Source organism: Serinicoccus shuyuelongi, from assembly GCF_045032955.1.
Lineage (GTDB): Bacteria > Actinomycetota > Actinomycetes > Actinomycetales > Dermatophilaceae > Ornithinicoccus.
The window spans coordinates 174,892-196,374 of record NZ_JBJFZU010000006.1 but is presented as its reverse complement, the minus strand read 5'-3'; the positions used below and the strand labels follow the sequence as shown (position 1 = coordinate 196,374).

The window sequence follows — 21,483 nt, the reverse complement described above, 5'->3', positions numbered from 1 at the left end:
CGCCGTTGGCTGGGGGTGCCGCCCGGCCGTGGCGGCGGGCGAGGAGGGGACATGGACACCGGGGGTATGCCGTGGGCGCAGGCGAGGGCGGTCGGTGACCGCGGGGAGGAACTGGCCTGCGCGCACCTGCGGACGCTGGGCTGGGAGGTGCTGGAGCGCAACTGGCGGTGCCCGGCGGGGGAGCTGGACGTGGTGGCCCGGGAGGGGGAGACGCTGGTCTTCTGCGAGGTCAAGACCCGCCGCTCGGTGCGCTTCGGGGAGCCGGTGGAGGCCGTGGACCAGGAGAAGGCGTTGCGTCTGCGCCGGCTCGCGTGGGCCTGGCTGCGGGCCCACGACGCACAGGGCAGCCGGTTCCGCATCGACGTGCTGGGCGTGCTGTGCCGCCCCGGGGAACGTCCTGAGCTGACCCACCTGCAGGGCGTGGCCTGATGGGCCTGGCGCGCACGCACGCGGTCACCCTGGCCGGCGTCGAGGGGCAGCTGGTCACCGTCGAGGCCCAGGGCGGCGACGGCCTGCCGGCGACGGTGATGACGGGGCTGGCGGACAACGCCTGCCGGCAGGCGCCCGACCGGGTGCGCCCGGCGCTGCGCAACTGCGGGATGGCGATGCCGCCGCGGCGGTGGACGATCAACCTGTCACCGGCCGGGGTCCCCAAGGCCGGCAGCGGCCTCGACCTCGGCATCGCGGTCGCGATGATGGCCGCCGAGAAGCACGTCCCGGCCGGGGTGGTCAGCGGGGTCGCGCACATCGGGGAGGTCGGCCTCGCCGGCGACGTGCGCCCGGTGCCCGGGGTGCTGCCGATGGTGGTCGCTGCCGCCGCGGCCGGCATCCGCGAGGTGCTGGTCGCGGCCGACGCGGCCCGGGAGGCGGGCCTGGTCGCGGGTGTCCGGGTGCACCCGGTGCGCACCCTGTCCCAGGTCCGTGAGCACTACCGGGCGCGAGCCGCGGGCACCGACGCCGTGCTCCCGATGCCGGACCCGCGGGTGCCCGCCGCGGCCCTGGTCCCGGACCTGGCGGATGTGGTCGGACAGGCGGTGGCGCGGCAGGCGCTGGAGATCGCGGCCGCCGGTGGGCACCACCTGCTGCTGGTCGGACCGCCCGGCGCGGGCAAGACCATGCTCGCCGAGCGCCTCCCCGGGATCCTGCCGCCGCTGAGTCCCCAGGACGCGCTCGCGGTCACCGCCATCCACTCCGTGCTCGGGATGCTGCCCGCGGACGACAGCCTGCTGACCTGTCCTCCGTTCGTGGCCCCGCACCACACGGCGTCCACGGCCGCGGTGATCGGCGGCGGCACCCGGGCGGTGCACCCCGGTGCCGTCTCCCGGGCGCACCACGGGGTGCTCTTCATGGACGAGGCCCCCGAGTTCCGGCGGGACGTGCTCGACGGGCTCCGGCAGCCGCTGGAGTCGGGCGAGGTGGTCATCGCCCGCGCGGACCGGCACGTGCGGCTGCCGGCCCGGTTCCAGCTGGTGCTGGCCGCCAACCCGTGCCCGTGCGGGAGCGGCGGTGGACGCTGCCTGTGCCCGCCCTTCCGGCGGGACGGCTACCTGGGCCGTCTCTCCGGCCCGCTGCTGGACCGGGTGGACCTGAAGCTGGCGGTGGGGGCGGTGACCCGTGGTGACCTGACGCTGCCGGCCGGGGAGGCCTCCCGGGTGGTGGCCGCGCGGGTGGCGCAGGCCCGGGACCGGCAGGCGGACCGCTGGCGGGCGCTGTCCTACCGGCTCAACGCGCAGGTGCCCGGCTCGGTGCTGCGCGAGCGCCCGTGGCGGCTCGGACCGCGGGAGCGCAGGCCGCTGGAGCAGGCCCTGGACCGGGGGGCCCTCACCCTGCGCGGGCTGGACCGTTCGTTGCGGGTCGCCTGGACGCTGGCCGACCTGCGGGGTGCGACGGTGCCGACCCTGCAGGACGTGACCCTGGCGCTGGACCTGCGCACCCCGACCGGGGTGAAGGTGGCATGAGACCCCTCGACGAACGGTCCGCCCGGGTGCTGCTCTGCAGGCTGGCGGAGCCCTACGACGACGGGGTGCAGGCGCTGGTGCAGGAGCACGGTCCGCTGGACCTGGTGGGATACGCCCTGCGTGACGGGCGGACCCCCGACGGGGTCGGCCTGGCCCGGATGGCGGCCCGCGCCGAACGCGCCACCGCGCAGGACGACGTGCGGGTCGCGGCCGTCCTGGACGCCAGGGTGCTGGTGCCGGGCGATCCCGAGTGGCCGGTATGCCTGGACGAGCTCGGCGCGCCCCCGTGGTGCCTGTGGGTGAAGGGCCCCGCACGGCTGGACGAGGTCGCCACCCGGGCGGTGGCGCTGGTCGGTGCCCGGGCCAGCACCGCCTACGGCGACCACGTGACGGCCGACCTTGCGGTCGACCTGGCCGGGAGGGGGTTCACCGTCGTCTCCGGGGCGGCCTTCGGCATCGACGCCGCGGCGCACCGGGCGGCGCTGGCCGTGGACGGGTGCACGGTGGCGGTGCTCGCCGGCGGGGTGGACGTCGCCTACCCGCGGGCCAACACCGAGCTGATCCACCAGGTCGCCCGGACCGGCGCCCTGGTCAGCGAGACACCGCCGGGCGGGGCCCCCGCTCGGATGCGCTTCCTCTCCCGGAACCGAGTGATCGCCGCGCTGTCCCTCGGGACCGTCGTGGTGGAGGCGGGGCTGCGCTCCGGGGCCCGGTCCACCGCCAAGCACGCAAGGGAGCTCGGACGGCACGTGATGGCGGTCCCCGGCCCGGTGCAGAGCCTGCTCTCCCAGGGCTGCCACGCCGAGATACGGATGGGCGCCGAGCTGGTCACCGACGCGGCCGAGGTGGTCGAGCTGGTGGGCCGGCTCGGGCTCGACCTGGCACCGGCCAAGCACGGTCCGACCCGTGGGGAGGACGCGCTCGCCGAGGAGCTGCGCCGGGTCTGGCAGTGGTTGCGCCCCCGCACCTCCAGCACCGTGGACGAGGTGATGCTCCGCTCCGGCCTGGGGCTGCGGGAGACCCTGGCCGCCCTGCGTGAGCTCGAGCGCTCGGGGCATGCGGAGGAGGTGCTGGACGGGTGGCGGCGCCGACGCGGGTGATGCGGGCCGCGGGGGTGATGCCGGCCGCGGGGGTGATGCGGGCCGCGGGGGCGCTGCTGGTCTGGTGCCTCGTGCTGCCCGCCGCGGCGACGTCACCGGCCGGTGGGTCGGAGGATGCCACCAACAGTGCCACCGGCACCGCCACCGGCGACGGGGGCGCGGCCGCGGGGGTGGCCGGGCCCGGGCGGGCGATGATGACCTCCCAGGTGCTCGGGACCCGGGAGACGGCGGGCACGGCCCGGGACCGGGTGGACACCGCGGTTTGGGGGTGGCCGCTGACCGGGGTCCCGGACCTCGTCCATGGCTTCGACCCTCCCGAGCACCGCTGGTCCGCCGGCCACCGAGGCATCGACCTGGCCGGGGTGGCCGGTGAGCCGGTGCTGGCGGTGCAGGCCGGTGTGGTCACCTACAGCGGCGTCGTCGCGGGGGTCGGTGTGGTCAGCCTCACCCACACCAGCGGGTTGCGCAGCACCTACCAACCCGTCTCGGACCGGCCGGAGCGGGGGGACAGGGTGGCGCGCGGGGCGGTCCTCGGGCGCCTGGACGTCGGCGGCCACTGCACCCCGGGCGACTGCCTGCACCTCGGGGCGGTCCGCGGGCGGGACGGCTACGTGGACCCGATGCCGCTGCTGCTCGGTGTGGAGCTCACCCTGCGTCCCGTCGGCCGGTAACGGGAGCCGTGGGGCCGGGGGAGGTGCTCGGGCCGGTGCTGATGGAGAGAGGTGCCCTCAGGCGCGGGGGTGTGCCTGGCGGTGCGCCTCGCGCAGCCGCTCCACCGAGACGTGGGTGTAGATCTGCGTGGTGGCGAGGCTGGCGTGCCCCAGCAGCTCCTGCACGGTCCGCAGGTCGGCGCCGCCCTCGAGCAGATGGGTGGCGGCGCTGTGCCGCAGGCCGTGCGGGCCCATCGCCGGGGCGTCCGGGAGGTGGCGCAGCAGCTCCTGCAGCGACGAGCGGACCTGGCGCTGATCGACCCGCGCCCCTCGGCGCCCGAGGAACAGCGCGGCGCCGGAGTGCCCCCCGGCCAGCCGGGGTCGACCGCTGCCCAGCCAGAGGGCCACCGCGTCCGCCGCGGGGGTGCCGAAGGGGACGATCCGCTCCTTGTCGCCCTTGCCCAGCACGCGGGCCGTCCCGGACCCCAGGTCGAGGTCGTCCACGTCCAGGCCGGTGAGCTCGCCCACGCGCATACCGGAGGCGTAGAGCAGCTCCAGCATCGCGCGGTTGCGCAGGTGCACCGGGTCGTCGTCGTCGGCGGCGACCGCCGCCAGGTCCATCAGCTCCTCTGCCTGCGGCCGGCGGAGCACTCCCGGCAGGTGCTTCTCCTTACCGGGCGCCACCAGACGCAGCGACGGGTCGGTCGGGATCCGTCCTGCCCGGCGGGCCCACCGGAAGAACGTCTTGGCGGCCGCGGCTCGCCGAGAGATGCTTGAGCGCGAGCCACCGGCCTCGCCCAGTCCGGCCAACCAGGCGCGCAGGTCGGCCAGTCGCACGTCCCCCAGGTGGCCGGTGCCCCGGTCGGCGAGGAAGGCTCCCAGCGAGCGCAGGTCACCCAGGTACGCGCGGACGGTGTGCGCCGAGCGACCCTTCTCCAGGAGCAGGTGCCGCTCGAAGGCGTCCAGCAGCTGCTCCGGGACCGGGCTCGTGGGGTGATCGGCCGGTGCCATCCGTCCAGCGTCTCAGGCCGATCCGAGCCGTTGCAGCCGACGCGCCGCCTCCTCCAGGACGTGGTCCTTCTTGCAGAACGCGAAACGCACCAGGCTGCGCACCGGCTCCGGGTCGTCGCAGAAGACCGAGACCGGCACCCCCACCACGCCGAGCTCCTCGGGCAGCCGCCGGCAGAAGTCCACCGCGTCCTGGACCCCGTGGCCCGCGAGGTCCGCGATGACGAAGTAGGTCCCCGCGCAGGGGCTGACCGGGACGCCGACCTCGTCGAGCGCGGAGACCAGCAGGTCACGCTTGGCCTGCAGCTCGGCGGCGAACCCGGTGAAGAAGGCGTCCGGCATACCGAGGCCGTGCGCGACCGCCGGCTGGACGTGGCTGACCCCGGCGAAGGTGAGGAACTGCTTGACCGCGGCGACGGCGTCCACCAGCCGGGCCGGACCGCTCACCCACCCGGTCTTCCACCCGGTGAGCGAGAAGGTCTTGCCGACCGAGGAGATCGTCAGCGTCCGCTCGGCCATCCCGGGCAGGGTGGCGATCGGGATGTGCCGCCGACCGTCGAAGACCAGGTGCTCGTAGACCTCGTCGGAGATCACCACCAGGTCGTGGTCGCGGGCGACCTGCGCCACCTGCTCCAGCTCCTGCGCGGTGAAGACCTTGCCGGTCGGGTTGTGCGGGGTGTTCAGCAGCAGCACCCTGGTCCGGTCGGTCACCGCGGCGCGCAGCGCGTCGACGTCCAGGGCGAGGTCCGGGAAGGACAGCTGCACGCTCCGGCGGACCCCGCCGGCGATGCCGATGCAGGCGCTGTAGGAGTCGTAGTACGGCTCGATGACCAGCACCTCGTCACCCGGCTCCACCAAGGCGACCAGGGAGGCGGCGATCCCCTCCGTGGCACCGACGGTCACCAGCACCTCCGACCCCGGGTCCAGGGGTATGCCGTACCAGTGCTGCTGGTGGGCGGCGACCGCCTCCCGGAGCTCGGGGCGGCCACGGGCGGGGGCGTACTGGTTCAGACCCTCCCGCAGCCCCCGGACGGCGATGTCCACCATCTCCGACGGGCCGTCGGTGTCCGGGAAGCCCTGTCCCAGGTTGACGGCGTCGAACTGCAGCGCACGCTGGGTCATCTCGGCGAAGACGCTGGTCCCGAACGGCTGCAGGCGGCTGACGAGGGGGGAGTCCATCACCTCACCGTAGCCACCTGAGGCGCGGGCCGGACGAGCGCACGGGCGGGGCCCGTCGCGGCGGGTCCGGGCAGATTCGGTGCTGGCCCCCTGCTGGCGTACCATCGAGGGACGTGCACCCTCCCCTGCCCACGGGTCGGTGGAGAGGCATGAATTCGCGCCCGGGCGCGACCGGTCAGCACCGCACCACCGTTGGTGGTCCGGCCAGCAGGCCGGTGGCGCACCCCGCGGTCCCGGCGGTACGGATGCCGTCGGGTGGGGAGCGTCCCCGGGCCAGGAACTCAACTGCAACCGAGTAGAAAGCGAGACACGGCATGGCCGTCGTCACCATGCGCCAGCTCCTGGAGAGCGGCGTCCACTTCGGGCACCAGACCCGCCGGTGGAACCCCAAGATGAAGCGCTTCATCATGACCGAGCGCAACGGCATCTACATCATCGACCTGCAGCAGTCGCTGACCTACCTCAACGAGGCCTTCGACTTCGTGCAGCAGACCGTCGCCCACGGCGGCTCCATCCTCTTCGTCGGCACCAAGAAGCAGGCCCAGGAGTCCATCGCCGAGCAGGCGACCCGCGTCGGTATGCCGTACGTCAACCACCGTTGGCTCGGTGGCATGCTCACCAACTTCCAGACCGTCTCCAAGCGGCTCACCCGCATGAAGGAGCTCGAGGAGATCGACTTCGACGACGTGGCCGGCAGCGGTCGCACGAAGAAGGAGCTCCTCATGATGCGCCGCGAGTACGACAAGCTCAGCAAGACGCTGGGCGGTATCCGCGACATGCAGAAGGTGCCCTCGGCCGTGTGGGTCGTCGACACCAAGAAGGAGCACCTCGCGGTCACCGAGGCGCGCAAGCTCGGCCTGCCGGTCATCGCCATCCTGGACACCAACTGCGACCCGGACGAGGTCGACTACAAGATCCCGGGCAACGACGACGCCATCCGGTCGGTCACCCTGCTGACCCGGGTCGTCGCCGACGCCGTGGCCGAGGGCCTGATCTCCCGCTCCGGCGGCAAGTCCGAGGGCGGCGACGCCGCGACCGGTGCCGAGCCGATGGCCGAGTGGGAGCGCGAGCTGCTCACCGGTAGCGACGAGAAGGCCGCCGAGGAGACCCCGGAGGCTGCTGCTCCCGAGGCGGACGCCACCGAGGAGACCCCGGAGGCTGCTGCTCCCGAGGAGACCTCGGAGGCTGCTGCTCCTGAGGCGGACGCCACGGAGGAGACCTCGACCGAGGAGACCCCCGAGGCCACCGCTGACGAGGTCCCCGAGACCACGCAGTCCTGACCCGCACCACCCGACTTCACGAAGGAGTACCAACCACTCATGGCGAACTACACGGCCGCTGACATCAAGGCGCTGCGTGAGTCCACCGGCGCGGGCATGATGGACGTCAAGAAGGCCCTCGACGAGGCCGACGGCGACACCGGCAAGGCCACCGACATCCTGCGCGTCAAGGGCCTCAAGGGCGTGACCAAGCGGGAGGGGCGTTCGGCCTCCAACGGTCTGGTCCGCGCCCAGGTCGACGGCGGCGTCGGGACCCTGGTCGAGGTCAACTGCGAGACCGACTTCGTGGCCAAGGGCCCGAAGTTCGCCGAGCTCGCCGACCAGGTGCTGGCGCAGGCGGTGGCCGTCGGCGCGACCGACGCCGATGCCCTGCTGGCCTCGGAGATGGACGGCAAGACGGTCAAGGACGTCCTCGACGAGGCGAACGCGACCATCGGCGAGAAGATCGAGGTCCGTCGCGTCGCCCGCCTGGAGGCGGGTGAGGGTGGCTCCGTGGTGAGCTACCTGCACAAAACGATGCCCGACCTGCCCCCGCAGATCGGTGTCCTGGTCGCCACCACCGGTGGCGACGAGCAGGTGGCGCGCGACATCGCGATGCACGTCGCGGCGTTCTCGCCCTCCGTGCTGAGCCGCGACGAGATCGCCGCCGAGACCGTCGAGGGTGAGCGTCGCATCGCCGAGGAGACGGCCCGCGAGGAGGGCAAGCCCGAGCAGGCGCTGCCCAAGATCGTCGAGGGCCGGGTGAACGGCTTCTTCAAGGAGAACGTCCTGCTGGACCAGCCGTTCGCCAAGGACACCAAGAAGACGGTCGCGAAGGTCGCCGACGAGGCCGGCGCCCAGGTGACCGGCTTCGCCCGTCTGAAGGTCGGCGTCTGAGACCAGGCCGACCCTGACCACGAGAAGGCCGGGCCCCACCAGGGGCCCGGCCTTCTCGCTGCCCGGCGCTCGTCGGTGACCCCGCACCCGGTGTGGCAGGATCGAGCGACTGCGCCCACGCCTTCGCCCCTGCCCACGGAGCCGAGTCCAGGAGGACCCGTATGACGACCACCATGCCCGCGCCGCATACCGCCCCCGAGGCCGCCGGTGACCGCCGCCGGGTGCTCCTCAAGCTCTCCGGCGAGGCCTTCGGTGGCGGGCACGTCGGGGTGGACCCGGACGTGGTCAAGGGGATCGCGCACCAGATCGCGGACGCCCACCGCTCCGACGTGGAGATCGCGGTCGTCATCGGCGGCGGCAACTTCTTCCGCGGCGCCGAGCTGCAGCAGCGGGGGATGGAGCGCTCGCGCGCCGACTACATGGGCATGCTGGGGACCGTGATGAACTGCCTCGCCCTGCAGGACTTCCTCGAGAAGGAGGGCGTCGACACCCGCGTGCAGACCGCCATCACCATGGGGCAGGTCGCCGAGCCCTACATCCCGCGTCGGGCGATGCGGCACCTGGAGAAGGGCCGGGTGGTGATCTTCGGCGCCGGTGCCGGTATGCCGTACTTCTCCACCGACACCGTCTCGGCGCAGCGCGCGCTGGAGATCAAGTGCGACCAGGTGCTGATGAGCAAGCACGGGGTGGACGGCGTCTACACCGCGGACCCCCGGACCGACGCCGGGGCGACCAAGCTGGACGAGCTCACCTTCTCCGACGCCCTGACCGGCAACCTGCGGGTGGTCGACGCGGCCGCCTTCAGCCTCTGCATGGACAACGACCTGCCGATGCTGGTCTTCGGCATGGACGGCGCGGACTCCATCACCCGGGCGATCAAGGGTGAGAGGATCGGGACACTGGTCACTTCGGGCTGACACCAGCGCCGACCGGACCGCACGCCACATACCTGAAGGAGCACCCGCTGATGTCCGAGGTCATCGAGATGGCCCTCTTGGAGGGCGAGGAGAAGATGGGCAAGGCCGTGGAGGTCGCCCGGGAGGACATGGCCTCCATCCGCACCGGCCGCGCGCACCCGGGGATGTTCGCCAAGCTGGACGTGGACTACTACGGGACCCCGACCCCTCTGCAGCAGCTGGCCAGCTTCACCGTGCAGGACGCCCGCACGGTGCTCATCACGCCCTACGACAAGAGCGCGATGAAGGACATCGAGAAGGCGCTGATGATCTCCGACCTGGGGGCCAACCCCAGCAACGACGGCAACGCCATCAGGATCGTCATGCCGCAGCTGACCGAGGAGCGCCGCCGGGAGTACATCAAGCTGGCGCACACCAAGGGCGAGGAGGCGAAGGTCTCCGTGCGGCACGTGCGGCGGCACGCCAAGGACGTCATCGACAAGGCCGTCAAGGACGGTGACATCGGTGAGGACGAGGGCTCGCGCGCGGAGAAGGAGCTCGAAGCGCTGACCAAGAAGCACGTGGACATCGTCGACGACATCCTCAAGCACAAGGAGTCCGAGCTGCTCGCAGTCTGAGCAGTCCGGCCCTCGCCCCGGAGCCGCCGGATGACCGACCCCCAGGTGCCGACCGCCCCGCCCGAGACGCCGATGACGCGCCGGGCGGCTCGAGCGGCGGCCACGGCGGGTCCCGCCCGACCGGCCCCTCGCGCCGGGCGCAACCTGCCCGCGGCGGTCGCGGTGGGGGTGGGGTTGATCCTGCTCATCCTGGCCAGCCTGGTCTTCTGGCCGCCCGCCTTCGTCTGGCTGGTGACGGCCGCCGCCGTGGTCGGGGTGTGGGAGCTGGACGACGCCCTGCGCAGCGGCCGCATCGACCCGCCGCTGCCGCCGGTGCTGGCCTCGACCGCGCTGGTCCCGCTCGCCTACTACGGCGGGCCGGACGCGCTGGCCGCGGGCTTCGCCGCCAGCGCGGCGCTGGTCCTGCTGTGGCGCAGCGTCGGCCCCTGCGACGGGGCTGCCCGGGACATCGCCGGTGGGGTCTTCATCGTGGCGTACGTGCCGCTGCTCGCGGCCATCGCCTCGTTGATGCTCGCCCAGGACGACGGGGCCTGGCGGATCCTCACCTTCATCCTGGTGACGGTCGCCTCCGACACCGGCGGGTATGCCGTCGGCGTCCTGCTGGGACGTACCCCGATGTCGCCGTCCTTGTCGCCGAAGAAGTCCTGGGAGGGTTTCGCCGGCTCGGTCGGGACCAGCGCCCTGGTGGGGGTGCTGTGCGTGGGCCTGCTGCTGGACGGCCCCTGGTGGGCGGGCGCCGTGGTCGGCGCCGTCGCCGCCACCTTCGCGACCGTGGGCGACCTCGCGGAGTCCGCGATCAAGCGGGACCTCGGCATCAAGGACATGGGCACCATCCTGCCGGGGCACGGCGGGGTGATGGACCGGCTGGACTCGCTGCTGGTGACGGTCCCGGTCTGCTGGGCCCTGCTGCACATCTTCGTCTGACCACACCCCCACCCCAACCCCACCGAGCGTCGCCGGTGGTTGCCCTCAGACCCACCGGGCGTCGCTCGTGGTTGGCCGTGGGCCGGGCAGACGCCCGACACCTGCCACACTGGAGGTGATGACCACCGATCTGCCGACCCCGTCCCCCGGACGCCCCGCCCCCGGCCAGCTGACCTTCAGCGCGCCGCGCCGCGGAAAGGCGCCGACCCACCTCGCCGACCTCGATCTCGCCGGCCGCAAGGCCTGGGCCGCCGACCTCGGCATCCCCGGCTTCCGTGCCGACCAGGTGAGCCGCCACTACTTCGAACGGCTCGTGACCGACCCCGAGCAGATGACCGACCTGCCGCGGGCGGGCCGTGAGGAGCTCGTCGCCGGGCTGCTCCCGGAGCTGCTGTCACCGGTCCGGACCCTGTCGGCGGACGACGGGGCCACCCTGAAGCAGGTGCACCGCCTGCACGACGGGGCGATGGTCGAGTCGGTCCTCATGCGCTACCCGGGTCGGGTCACCATGTGCATCTCGAGCCAGGCCGGGTGCGGGATGAACTGCCCGTTCTGCGCCACCGGCCAGGCGGGGCTGACCCGCAACCTGTCCACCGCGGAGATCGTGGAGCAGGTGGTCGCGGCCGCCCGCACCCTGCGGCACGGCGACCTCGGCGGGGAGGGCACCGAGGGGGAGCCCGAGGAGGAGGCCGGGCGCACCGCGGCGGGCACCCGCGAGGCCCTGAGGGTCAGCAACGTCGTCTTCATGGGGATGGGTGAGGCGCTGGCCAACTACAAGGCCTCCATCGGCGCCATCCGCCGCCTGGTGGACACCGCACCCGAAGGGCTGGGGATGTCCGCCCGCGGGGTGACGATGTCGACGGTGGGTCTGGTGCCGGCCATCGACAAGCTGGCGGGAGAAGGCATACCCGTGACCCTCGCGCTGTCGCTGCACGCCCCCGACGACGAGCTGCGCGACGAGCTGGTCCCGATCAACACGCGCTGGAAAGTCGACGAGGCACTGGACGCCGCCCGCCGCTACTTCGAGGTGACCGGTCGCCGGGTGTCGATCGAGTATGCCCTGATCCGGGACATCAACGACCAGGCCTGGCGGGCGGACCTGCTGGGCGAGAAGCTCAACGCACGGGGACGGGGATGGGTGCACGTCAACCCGATCCCGCTCAACCCGACGCCTGGCAGCAAATGGACCGCGTCCCGCCGCGGCGTCGAGCAGCAGTTCGTGGAGCGGCTGATCGCGCACGGCATCCCGACCACGGTCCGCGACACCCGGGGCTCGGACATCGACGGCGCCTGCGGGCAGCTCGCCGCGACGGTCTGACCGCACCGGTCGACCCCCACGCCTGACCGGGCGCCCCACCTGTGACCGACGGCCCCACCGTCGTAGCGGCGGGGCCATCCATCGAGCGTGGGGTCATCCATCAACCACGGGCCCCCGACGGACCACGGGGTCAGCCGTGCGTCGACACCAGCGCGGCGGCCTCCTCGACCGTGTCGACCAGGTGCAGCGCCCCCGCCATGGCCCGACCCTCGCCGAGCGCCTGCAGCAGCGGCCACACCGGCAGCCGGTCCGTCCAGTGCTCCCGACCGACGAGGACCAGCGGGGCGAGCGGCTCCTCCTCGGTGGCGTAGTAGAGGCGGGTCGCCATCTGGAAGACCTCCTGCACCGTGCCGGCCGCGCCCGGCAGCACCACCACCCCCGCCCGCGAGTGCGCCAGCAGCAGGTCCTCGCGCAGGGCGTTGGAGAAGAACTTGGCGATGAGCTGGGCGAAGGCGTTCGGCGGCTCGTGTCCGTAGTACCAGGTCGGTATGCCGACGCTGCGCAGCTCGCGCGGTGTGGTCCCGCCGACGGCCTGCTCCCGCAGCCGCAGGGCCGGTGCGACCCAGGCGCCCTCGTCGGGGGCGAAGTCGGGCACCGTCGCCACCTCCTGCAGAGCCCGTGCGAGCAGGTCCGTGTCGTCGGCCCAGGCACCGAGGTTGGCCGCCTCCATCGCGCCCGGCCCGCCACCGGTGAGGACCACCGCGCCGGCCCGGGCCACCCGGTGCCCGAGCACGGCGGCGGCCGCGAAGTCGGGGGTGCCGCGCCGCAGCGCGTGCCCGCCCATCACCCCGACCACGCGGCGCTCGGCGAGCACCGCGGCGAGCGCATCGGACATCGCGTCGTCGTGGATCGCCCGCAGCGCCGAGACGTAGGCGTCGTGGCGGACGGTGGCGTCGGCATACCAGCGGTAGGCCCGGGCGTCCACGGTGGAGACGTAGCCGTGCTCGGCCACCCCGGCGTAGAGCTCCTGGGCGGTGTAGAGGTGTGCCCGGTAGGGGTCGACCGGGGCGTGCGGTGCCGCCGGGAAGACCAGCGCACCGTGCCGGGTCAGGTGCGCCTCGACCGCCGGGTCCAGGCGGCCGCCGAGCACGACCAGCTCGCCGAGGTCGTCCCGGGCCAGCAACAGCTCGGCGTGCACCCGCAGGTCCAGCCCCTGCACCCGCAACGGCGGGAGCGGGTCCGGGGAGCGCAGCCAGTCCCGCCACGCGCCCTGGCTCTCCACGTCCCGACCGGGCGGAGGGGAGGTGTCCTCGACCCGGTGGTAGCGCACCTCGCAGGTCTCACCCGTGCCCACCGGACGGGTCCCGACCGACCTGCCGCCGTCCCCGGACGCCCCTGCTGCGGTGCTGTGCATACCGCCCGACCCTAGCCGGGGTGTTGGATGTGGGCATGAGCAACGACGCCGCAGCCCGGACCAGCTACCGCGAGACCGTCGAGGCCAGCCTGCGCGACCCCGGCGCGTTCTGGGGTGAGGCGGCGGGGCTGATCGACTGGTTCACCCCGCCGACCCAGGTGCTGGACGACAGCCACCCGCCGTTCTACCGCTGGTTCACCGGTGGCCGGCTGAACGTCTGCTACAACGCGCTGGACCGGCACGTGATCCGCGGACGTGCGGACCAGACGGCGCTCGTCTACGACAGCCCCGTCACCGGCACCGCGCGCAGCTACACCTACGCCGAGCTGCTCGACCTCACGGCCCGCTTCGCCGGTGTGCTCCGGGACCTGGGCGTCGGTGTGGGGGACCGGGTGGTCATCTACCTCCCGATGGTCCCCGAGGCCGTCATCGCGATGCTCGCCTGCGCCCGCATCGGCGCCGTCCACTCGGTGGTCTTCGGCGGCTTCGCGCCCGCCGAGCTCGCCGCCCGGATCGAGGACGCCCGCCCGAAGGTCGTGGTGTCCGCCTCCTGCGGCATCGAGCCGACCCGGGTGGTGCCCTACAAGCCGATGCTGGACGCCGCGATCGAGCGTTCGGCGCACACACCCGACCACTGCGTCATCCTGCAGCGCAAGCAGCTGACCTGCGAGCTGGGGGAGCGGGACCTGGAGTGGGCCCGGCTGATGCACCCGGACGCGGTCGCCCCCGCCGCCTGCGTCTCCGTGGACGCCACCGACCCGCTCTACGTCCTCTACACCTCCGGCACCACGGGACGCCCGAAGGGCATCGTCCGGGACAGCGGCGGGTATGCCGTCGCGCTGCGCTGGTCGATGACGAACCTCTACGACGTGCACCCCGGCGAGGCCTGGTTCTGCGGGTCGGACGTCGGCTGGGTGGTCGGCCACTCCTACATCGTCTACGCGCCGCTGCTCACCGGGGCCACCACGATCCTCTACGAGGGCAAGCCGGTGGGCACCCCGGACGCCGGGGCCTACTGGCGGGTGATCGAGGAGCACCGGGCGGTGGCGGCCTTCACCGCGCCGACCGCGATCCGGGCCATCAAGAAGCAGGACCCGGACGCCACCGCGGTCGCCGAGCACGACCTGTCGCACCTGCGCGCGCTCTTCCTGGCCGGTGAACGGCTGGACCCCGACACCTGGCGGTGGGCAGGGGAGCACCTGGGGGTGCCGGTCGTCGACAACTGGTGGCAGACCGAGACGGGGTGGCCGATCGCGACCAACCCGCTCGGCCTGGCACGCTTCGAGATCAGACCCGGGAGCCCCACCCTGCCCGTGCCCGGCTACGACGTACGGGTCCTCGACGAGCGGGGGCAGGAGGTCCCGCCCGGCACCGAGGGCGCCCTCTGCCTGCGGCTGCCGCTGCCACCGGGGACGCTGCCCACCCTGTGGGAGGACGACGAACGGTACGTCTCCTCCTACCTGTCCGCCTTCGAGGGCTACTACCTCTCCGGTGACGGGGGATACCTCGACGAGGACGGCTACGTCTACGTGATGGGACGCACCGACGACGTGCTCAACGTCGCCGGGCACCGGCTCTCGACCGGGTCCCTGGAGGAGGCGCTGGCCGGGCACCCGGCGGTCGCGGAGTGCGCCGTGATCGGGGTCGCCGACGAGCTCAAGGGGCAGGTCCCGCGGGCGCTGGTGGTGCTCAAGTCCGGCATCGACCTCTCCGGGGACGCCCCCGAGAGGCTGCGTGCGGAGCTGGTGGCCAGGGTGCGCGAGGAGGTCGGTGCGGTGGCGTCGCTGCGGCGGGTGGACATCGTCGAGGCGCTCCCGAAGACCCGGTCCGGCAAGATCCTGCGGCGGACCATGCGCCAGCTCGCCGACGGTGAGCCGGCCCAGGTCCCCTCCACGATCGAGGACCCGGCCGTCCTGGAGGACCTCACCGCGGTGCTGCGCGAGGGCTGAGCGTGCCTGTGGACAACTTCTGCGCCGGGTGACGCGAGGCTCCTAGCCTCGGGGTCGGACCGGGTGCAGGGCACCCGGCCGGGACGAGGGGGTGCCCAGATGGGGTATGTCGTGCAGGTCGACAGCGCGCGGGTGGCGACGCACGGGGCCGAGCTGGTGCGGGTGGGCGGTGAGCTGGACGAGCTGGCGGGCGCGTTGTCCCGGGCGCTCGGTGCCGTCGCGGGCGCCGGCGGGGGTGGTGACCTGAGCGAGGCGGCGAGCGTCGCGGCCACCCGGTGGTCCGCCGGCCTGCATGCGGTGGCCGGGCAGGGTGCAGCCCTGGGCCGGGCCACCCAGGAGGCCGCGGCGCGGTATGCCGAGGTGGAGACCCTGCACACAGCGGTGTGGGCGCGGTGAGCAGCCTCCCGGGTCCCGGCGCCCCGTCGGTGCTGCTCGCCTCGCCGGAGGAGCTGCACCGGGCCTGCCGACTGCTGCGTGCGGTGGGGGACGAGCTCGAGACGGTCGGGGTCCGGGTGAGCGAGGGGCCCGGGACGGACGCCTGGTCCGGGCTGGCCGCATGGGAGCAGCGGGCACGGGTGTGCTCGGTCAAGACCCTGGTCGTCTCGGCGGCGGCGCCACCCCGGGAGGCGGCCGCAGCGGTGGAGCGCTGCGCCGAGGTGGCCGAGAGCGCCGCGGGACAGGTGCGCTCCTGGGACCGGGTCCGGGACCGCGCGCTGGAGCAGATCCAGGCGCTGAGGGCGTTGGGTCCACCGCCGGAGCCCACGGCGGTCGAGCTGTGGCGGCAGCGACTGGTCGAGCTGGCGCGGGAGCAGGAGCTGGCCCGGAGGTGGTCCCAGGAGGCCGAGCAGGAATACCTCTCCGCCCAGCGGCTCGCGGCCGACGCGATCACCCGGGCGTGGACGGTGGCCCAGGACGTGGTGGAGATGGCCAGGGTCCCGGAGCGGGCGTGGAAGGCGACCGGGTATGCGGTGGGCACGGTGGCCCGGCTCGCGCTCGCGACCGAGACGGCCCTGGAGCTCGCCCGGGCACGGTGGGCCCGGACCGCAACGGTGAGGGCCGGCGCGGCCCGGCGGGCGCGGGCGCTGATGCAGCGGCTGCGGGCGCTGTCCCGGACCGGCCGCGGGTCCGCGAAGCTGCGGGGCCTCTCGCTCACCCCCGGCCCGCTCGGGATGACCCTGGCCTGGGTCGGCGCCTGGTCCGACGTCCGGGACGGCGGCGGGTATGCCGGCTGGCGCGGCGGTATCACCCGGGTGCTCGCGGCGGGGGCGATCGGTGGGGGCCCGGTCGCGGTGCTCGGGTTCTGGTTCCCCCCGGCGGCCGTGGCCGGGGTGAGTCTGGTCGGGGCATACCAGGCGTGGACGCTGGGCAACCTGGCCTGGGACGGTGTGGGGACCGTGCGCCGTTACGTCCGCCGGTTCGCCGGCCGGTTGCCCGAGCTGCGGGCCCGGGTGGCCCGCGCCGCAGCACGGGCGTCGCTCCGCCTGCACGAGGTCCGGCACCGGACCGTCGCTGCCGGGCAGCGGCTCACCCTGGAGGTGGGGCACCGGGTGGACCGGGTCCAGGACGCCGTCGAGACGGTGCTGCGGCGGCTGCCGGAGGTGGAGCCGGTGCGCCGGTGGTGGCGCGACGTGGGCCAGCCGATCCGGCTCCCCCAGGTACCCCTGGGACCGGTGCTGCGGGCCCCCATCGAGCTCGGACGGCTCTGGCCGTGACCGAGGAGGAGCCGGTCCCGCCCGACCGACCACCCGGGCCGCTGCTGGTCGTGACCGGTGCCGAGCTGGCCGTGCTGGAGCGGGCGCACCTGCGGGGGCTGGCCGGCGCGGGAGAGCAGGAGGCGAGGGAGCCCGGCGACACCCCCGAGGCCCGGCCGCTCGCCGAGGCGCGGCGCTCGCTGCTGGGACGCGGACTGATCGACGAGGACGGCCACCTCGGACGCTCCGCCCCGGCCGACCTGGCCGAGCTGCTGCTCGACGTCCGGCTCGCGGCCCGGGCGCTGCTCGTCGTGGAACGCATCGTCGCCGGGCACGAGCACCGCGCGGACCTGCGGATCCTGCACCTGGTCCCCGAGGGAGGGGTCGTGCAGGACGTCCACCCGCAGGGGCTGCACGGTCTCGACCTGCACGTCGACGCCGCCGACCTGGTGCAGGCGGCGCTCGCGCCGGTGCTGCCCTCGGGCGCCCGGGCGGGCCGGGGAGCGGAGCGCCACGTCGACCCCGCCCACCCGGAGCTGGTCGCGGCGGTCCTCGAGCAGCCCGGTGTGCTGGCCGAGCTCACCCTGGCCGGGGCGGACGGGGAGCGGGTCGAGGCATACCTGCTGGCGGTGGGACGGGCCGGCTGCTTCCTGGCCCGGCGCCCGCAGCCCCCTGACCGCTCGCCGCCGGACGGGCAGTCACCGAACCCCCAACCGCCAGACGCTCAGCCGGAGCTCGCGTTCACGCCGGTCTCGCCGGGAGACGTGCAGGACCTGGTGACCCGCTGGGTGCAGGAGACGGTCCACCCGGGCGGGTGAGCCCCTACGGTGGGTCCGTGCCCCACGACGCCGACCTCCCGGTCCGAGCCTTCCTGTCCCGGTTCGCCGCCGACCTGGTGGCGGCGGGGGAGCCGGTCACCCAGGCCGAGACCGAGACGCGTCGGCTGGGGGCGGCGGCCGGGCACCCGGACCTGCGGGTGGCGGCCAGCCCCACCGCGGTCTTCCTCAGCCTGGACGCCGGCGCACCGGCCGCCATCGCCCCGGTTCGTGGGCCGTTGCGCCTGGACCAGACCGCGGCCGTGCACGCGGTGCGCCACCAGCTCGGCCGGGGAGAGGTCACGATGGCGCAGGCCGGGGATCGGCTGGACGCCCTGCGGCAGGTACCGCACCCCTACCCGGCCTGGGTCCGGCACCTAGGTCTGATGTCGGTGTCCGTCGGGATCGCGCTCGTCCTCCAGCCGGGGCTGCCCAACATCGTCGTCGCCGCCCTGGGGTCGCTGCTGGTCAGCCTGCTGATGACGCAGGCAGGACGGCACACCCTGCTCGGTGCGCTGCTGCCCTCGGTGGCCGCCTTCACCGCCGCGGTGCTGGCCTTCGGCGGGTATGAGCTCGGTCTCCTCGAGGGGCCGCTGCGCACGGTGATCTGCCCGTTGGCGGTGCTGCTGCCCGGTGCCCTGCTCGTCACCGGCGTCAACGAGCTCGCCCAGGGCGCCATGGTCGCCGGGTCCTCGCGCGTCTTCTACGGCCTGGTCCAGCTGGTCCTCTTCTCCCTCGGGGTGGTCGGCGCGGCGATGCTGCTGGGGGTGGATGAGCAGGCCTACGCCAACATCCGGGTCGAAGGACCCGGGCTGTGGTCGGCGCCGCTGGGCCTGCTGCTCATCACCCTCGGCATCACCCTGTCCGAGGCCCTGCCGTGGACCCTGCTGCGCTGGTCGGGGCTGGTGCTGGTCCTCACCTTCAGCGCGCAGCTGGCCGGCCAGCAGAGCGGCTCGTCGCTGCCCCTGGGCGGTTTCACCGGGGCCCTCGTCGCCTCCTTCGTCCCCTCGCTGCTGAGCAGGATGCGCGCCGACGTCCCACGGCTGGTGGCCTTCCTGCCCTCGTTCTGGCTGCTGGTGCCCGGCACCGTCGGCCTCATGGGCGTCAGCCAGATCGGCTCGGGCGCCGGTGACACCGCGACCCTGTTCGGCGCGGTGTCCATCGTGTCCGCGATCGCCCTCGGCCTGCTGCTGGGCTCCGCGCTGGCCCTGCCGCTGTCTCGACCGGCCCCCACCTGGCGCCGACGGGACAGGGCACAATGACCCGGTGAGCGAGCGCACCCTGACCCTGCTCGGGTCCACCGGATCCATCGGCACCCAGGCCGTCGACGTGCTGCGCGCACACCCCGACCGCTTCCGGGTGCTGGCGCTCAGCGCCGGGGGACGCGACCTCGACCTGCTGGCCCGGCAGGCGGTGGAGCTGCAGGTGGAGCAGGTCGCCGTCGCCCGGGAGGACCCGGCCGCGGAGCCGGACCTGCGGGACGCCCTCGAGCAGGCGGCCCGCACCGCCGGACGGGCCGGGTACCGCCCCGAGGTGCTCACCGGTTCGCGCGCCGGCACCACCGTCGCCGGCAACGGTGCCGACGTGGTCCTCAACGGCATCACCGGCAGCATCGGCCTTCGCCCCACGCTGGCGGCGTTGGCCGCCGGCTCGACGTTGGCGCTCGCCAACAAGGAGTCGCTCATCGTGGGCGGCGCCCTGGTCACCGGGGCCGCGGCCACGGGGCAGATCGTGCCCGTCGACTCCGAGCACAGCGCCCTGGCCCAGTGCCTGAGGGCCGGCCGCCGGGAGGAGGTGCGCCGCCTGGTGCTGACCGCCAGCGGAGGCCCGTTCCGCGGGCGGACGCGGGCCCAGCTGCAGGACGTGACCCCGGCGCAGGCGCTCGCGCACCCGACCTGGGACATGGGCCAGGTGGTGACCACCAACTCCGCCACCCTGGTCAACAAGGGGCTGGAGGTGATCGAGGCGCACCTGCTCTTCGACGTCCCCTTCGACGACATCAGCGTCGTCGTGCACCCGCAGTCGGTCGTGCACTCCATGATCGAGTTCGTGGACGGTTCCACCCTGGCCCAGGCCTCACCGCCGACCATGCACATCCCGATCGCGCTCGGCCTGTCCTGGCCCGACCGCCTCCCCAACGTCGCCCCGGCGTGCGACTGGACGACGGCCTCGACCTGGGAGTTCCTGCCGCTCGACGACGAGGCCTTCCCCGCGGTCCGGCTGGCGGTCCAGGTCGGCCGGGCCGGCGGCACCTTCCCCGCGGTCTACAACGCCGCCAACGAGGTGTGCGTCGCCGCCTTCCACCGGGGGGAGATCGCGTTCCCGGACATCGTGGACACCGTGGCGCGGGTGGTGGAGGAGCACGACGGGAACCCTTCGGCGGGCTCGTCGGTTGACCTGTCGGTGGACGGGGTGCTCGCGGCCGACGCCTGGGCCCGGGACGCCGCCACCGCCGTGATCACCACCGCCGCACCGCCCGAGAGGACCTGACCGTGCTGTATCTGCTCGGCGTGCTCATCATGGTCGTCGGCATCGCCGCGTCCATCGCGCTGCACGAGATCGGACACCTGGTCCCGGCCAAGCTCTTCCGCGTCCGCTGCACCCAGTACATGGTCGGCTTCGGTCCGACCCTGTGGTCCACCCGACGCGGCGAGACCGAGTACGGCGTGAAGGCGATCCCGCTCGGCGGCTACGTCCGGATGATCGGCATGTTCCCGCCCCGCGCCGGTGACGGCGGCCGGCTCCGGGCCAGCAGCTCCAACCCGATGCACCTGATGATCGAGCAGGCCCGGGAGGAGTCGCTGGAGGAGGTCCGCCCGGAGGACCACGACCGGGTGTTCTACCGCCTGCCCGTCTGGAAGCGCGTCATCATCATGGCCGGCGGCCCGCTGATGAACCTTGCCCTGGCCTTCGGCCTGATGGCGGTGCTGCTGATGAGCCACGGGGTGGCCGTGGCGACCCCCTCCATCACCACGGTCGCGACGTGCGCCAACACCGACGTGGAGAACGAGGACTGCACAGGTCAGCCGCTCTCACCGGCCGCGGAGGCCGGCTTCGAGGTGGGGGACACCATCGTCGAGGTGGACGGCACCCCCGTGCAGGACTGGGTCTCCACCACCTACGCCATCCAGAACGCGGGCGAGCAGGCCACCTTCCTGGTGGAGCGGGACGGGGCCCGCCAGACGCTCACCGCCGACCTGGTGCTGCGCGAGCGCCCCCTCATCGGCCCTGACGGGGAGGCACTGGGCCTGGACGACGACGGTGACCCGATCACCGGGCAGGTGGGTTTCCTGGGCGCGTCCCCGACGGTCGTCATGGAGAAGCAACCGCTCACGGCTGTGCCCCCGGTGGTGGGGGAGATGTTCACCGGGACCGCCGGGATCGTCCTCACCCTGCCGCAGCGGCTGGTCGACGTCTCGCAGGCCGCCTTCGGCTCCGAGGAGCGCGACCCCGACGGGCCGATGTCGGTGGTCGGTGTGGGCCGGGTCGCGGGGGAGGTCACGCAGGACGGTGCCGGGGGCGCGCTGGAGACGATGGGGGACCGGATGTGGTTGCTGGTCTCCCTCGTCGCGTCGCTCAACATGGCGCTCTTCGTCTTCAACCTCATCCCGCTGCTGCCCCTGGACGGCGGACACATCGCCGGTGCGCTCTGGGAGGGCGTCAAGAAGACCTGGGCCCGGGTCTTCGGGCGCCCCGACCCCGGCCCGGTGGACACCGCCGCGGCGCTCCCCGTGGCGTACGTGGTGGCCATCGGTCTGCTCGGGATGACGGCGCTGCTGATCTACGCCGACATCGTGCGGCCGGTCCAGCTGTTCTGAGGCCCGGTCGCGGCGACGGTCCCGCCGCG

The 21,483-nt window shown here is 73.8% G+C and carries 20 protein-coding genes; 17 read left to right on the top strand and 3 right to left on the bottom strand.

Going from position 1 to position 21,483, the window contains the following annotated elements; genetic code table 11:
* Positions 1-51: 51 nt before the first annotated feature.
* Genes ACI3EY_RS10055 through ACI3EY_RS10040 form a run of 4 tightly spaced genes read left to right on the top strand, consistent with a single transcriptional unit; the run spans position 52 to position 3,729 of the window.
* Positions 52-429 (top strand): YraN family protein, encoded by a 378-nt coding sequence (locus tag ACI3EY_RS10055; protein WP_405037485.1) that lies wholly within the window; start codon positions 52-54, stop codon positions 427-429.
* Positions 429-1,958, top strand: a complete 1,530-nt coding sequence (locus tag ACI3EY_RS10050; RefSeq protein WP_405037486.1) for a YifB family Mg chelatase-like AAA ATPase — start codon at positions 429-431, stop codon at positions 1,956-1,958. The genes ACI3EY_RS10055 and ACI3EY_RS10050 overlap by 1 nt, the downstream gene beginning before the upstream one ends.
* Positions 1,955-3,058 (top strand): DNA-processing protein DprA, encoded by a 1,104-nt coding sequence (dprA, locus tag ACI3EY_RS10045; RefSeq protein WP_405040320.1) that lies wholly within the window; start codon positions 1,955-1,957, stop codon positions 3,056-3,058. The genes ACI3EY_RS10050 and dprA overlap by 4 nt, the downstream gene beginning before the upstream one ends.
* Positions 3,037-3,729 carry a M23 family metallopeptidase gene (locus ACI3EY_RS10040; protein WP_405040319.1) on the top strand — a complete coding sequence of 231 codons (693 nt, stop codon included), beginning with the start codon at positions 3,037-3,039 and terminating at the stop codon, positions 3,727-3,729. The genes dprA and ACI3EY_RS10040 overlap by 22 nt, the downstream gene beginning before the upstream one ends.
* Positions 3,730-3,786: 57 nt before the next feature.
* Here ACI3EY_RS10040 and ACI3EY_RS10035 read toward each other — a convergent pair whose 3' ends face one another.
* The gene (locus ACI3EY_RS10035) at positions 3,787-4,719 is read right to left on the bottom strand and encodes a tyrosine recombinase XerC (RefSeq protein ID WP_405040318.1); all 933 of its coding nucleotides are present in this window, start codon (positions 4,717-4,719) and stop codon (positions 3,787-3,789) included.
* Positions 4,720-4,731: 12 nt separating this feature from the next.
* On the bottom strand, positions 4,732-5,895 hold the full coding sequence (locus tag ACI3EY_RS10030; protein ID WP_405040317.1) for a pyridoxal phosphate-dependent aminotransferase: 1,164 nt from the start codon (positions 5,893-5,895) through the stop codon (positions 4,732-4,734).
* Positions 5,896-6,209: 314 nt separating this feature from the next.
* Between ACI3EY_RS10030 and rpsB the strand changes: the two genes are divergently transcribed.
* The 6 genes from rpsB to rlmN all read left to right on the top strand — a co-directional run bounded on the left by rpsB (position 6,210) and on the right by rlmN (position 11,827).
* Entirely contained in the window at positions 6,210-7,175 is a 966-nt protein-coding gene (gene rpsB / locus ACI3EY_RS10025; protein WP_405040316.1) for a 30S ribosomal protein S2, read from the top strand.
* Between the two features lie 39 nt (positions 7,176-7,214).
* Positions 7,215-8,051 (top strand): translation elongation factor Ts, encoded by an 837-nt coding sequence (gene tsf, locus ACI3EY_RS10020; RefSeq protein ID WP_405040315.1) that lies wholly within the window; start codon positions 7,215-7,217, stop codon positions 8,049-8,051.
* A 161-nt stretch (positions 8,052-8,212) separates the two neighbouring features.
* Positions 8,213-8,968: a UMP kinase gene (pyrH, locus tag ACI3EY_RS10015; RefSeq protein WP_405037493.1), complete on the top strand. Its 756-nt coding sequence runs from the start codon at positions 8,213-8,215 to the stop codon at positions 8,966-8,968.
* A 50-nt stretch (positions 8,969-9,018) separates the two neighbouring features.
* Positions 9,019-9,585, top strand: coding sequence for a ribosome recycling factor (gene frr, locus ACI3EY_RS10010; protein WP_405037494.1), 567 nt, complete (start codon positions 9,019-9,021; stop codon positions 9,583-9,585).
* 30 nt (positions 9,586-9,615) lie between these two features.
* Positions 9,616-10,509, top strand: a complete 894-nt coding sequence (locus tag ACI3EY_RS10005; protein ID WP_405037495.1) for a phosphatidate cytidylyltransferase — start codon at positions 9,616-9,618, stop codon at positions 10,507-10,509.
* A 118-nt stretch (positions 10,510-10,627) separates the two neighbouring features.
* Positions 10,628-11,827, top strand: a complete 1,200-nt coding sequence (gene rlmN / locus ACI3EY_RS10000) for a dual-specificity RNA methyltransferase RlmN (RefSeq protein WP_405040314.1) — start codon at positions 10,628-10,630, stop codon at positions 11,825-11,827.
* 130 nt (positions 11,828-11,957) lie between these two features.
* Here rlmN and ACI3EY_RS09995 read toward each other — a convergent pair whose 3' ends face one another.
* Positions 11,958-13,181, bottom strand: a complete 1,224-nt coding sequence (locus tag ACI3EY_RS09995) for an LOG family protein (RefSeq protein ID WP_405040313.1) — start codon at positions 13,179-13,181, stop codon at positions 11,958-11,960.
* 35 nt (positions 13,182-13,216) lie between these two features.
* Between ACI3EY_RS09995 and ACI3EY_RS09990 the strand changes: the two genes are divergently transcribed.
* From ACI3EY_RS09990 to ACI3EY_RS09960, 7 genes are all read left to right on the top strand, one after another.
* Positions 13,217-15,130, top strand: a complete 1,914-nt coding sequence (locus ACI3EY_RS09990) for a propionyl-CoA synthetase (RefSeq protein ID WP_405040312.1) — start codon at positions 13,217-13,219, stop codon at positions 15,128-15,130.
* Positions 15,131-15,229: 99 nt separating this feature from the next.
* Complete coding sequence (locus tag ACI3EY_RS09985; RefSeq protein ID WP_405040311.1) at positions 15,230-15,526, top strand: hypothetical protein; 297 nt, start codon at positions 15,230-15,232, stop codon at positions 15,524-15,526.
* Positions 15,523-16,842 (top strand): hypothetical protein, encoded by a 1,320-nt coding sequence (locus tag ACI3EY_RS09980; RefSeq protein ID WP_405040310.1) that lies wholly within the window; start codon positions 15,523-15,525, stop codon positions 16,840-16,842. The genes ACI3EY_RS09985 and ACI3EY_RS09980 overlap by 4 nt, the downstream gene beginning before the upstream one ends.
* Positions 16,839-17,639, top strand: coding sequence for a hypothetical protein (locus ACI3EY_RS09975; RefSeq protein ID WP_405040309.1), 801 nt, complete (start codon positions 16,839-16,841; stop codon positions 17,637-17,639). Before ACI3EY_RS09980 ends, ACI3EY_RS09975 begins: the two co-directional genes overlap by 4 nt.
* Positions 17,640-17,656: 17 nt before the next feature.
* Positions 17,657-18,898: a threonine/serine exporter family protein gene (locus tag ACI3EY_RS09970; protein ID WP_405040308.1), complete on the top strand. Its 1,242-nt coding sequence runs from the start codon at positions 17,657-17,659 to the stop codon at positions 18,896-18,898.
* Positions 18,899-18,902: 4 nt separating this feature from the next.
* Positions 18,903-20,126: a 1-deoxy-D-xylulose-5-phosphate reductoisomerase gene (gene dxr / locus ACI3EY_RS09965; RefSeq protein WP_405040307.1), complete on the top strand. Its 1,224-nt coding sequence runs from the start codon at positions 18,903-18,905 to the stop codon at positions 20,124-20,126.
* Positions 20,127-20,128: 2 nt separating this feature from the next.
* On the top strand, positions 20,129-21,454 hold the full coding sequence (locus tag ACI3EY_RS09960) for a M50 family metallopeptidase (RefSeq protein ID WP_405040306.1): 1,326 nt from the start codon (positions 20,129-20,131) through the stop codon (positions 21,452-21,454).
* Positions 21,455-21,483: the final 29 nt, after the last annotated feature.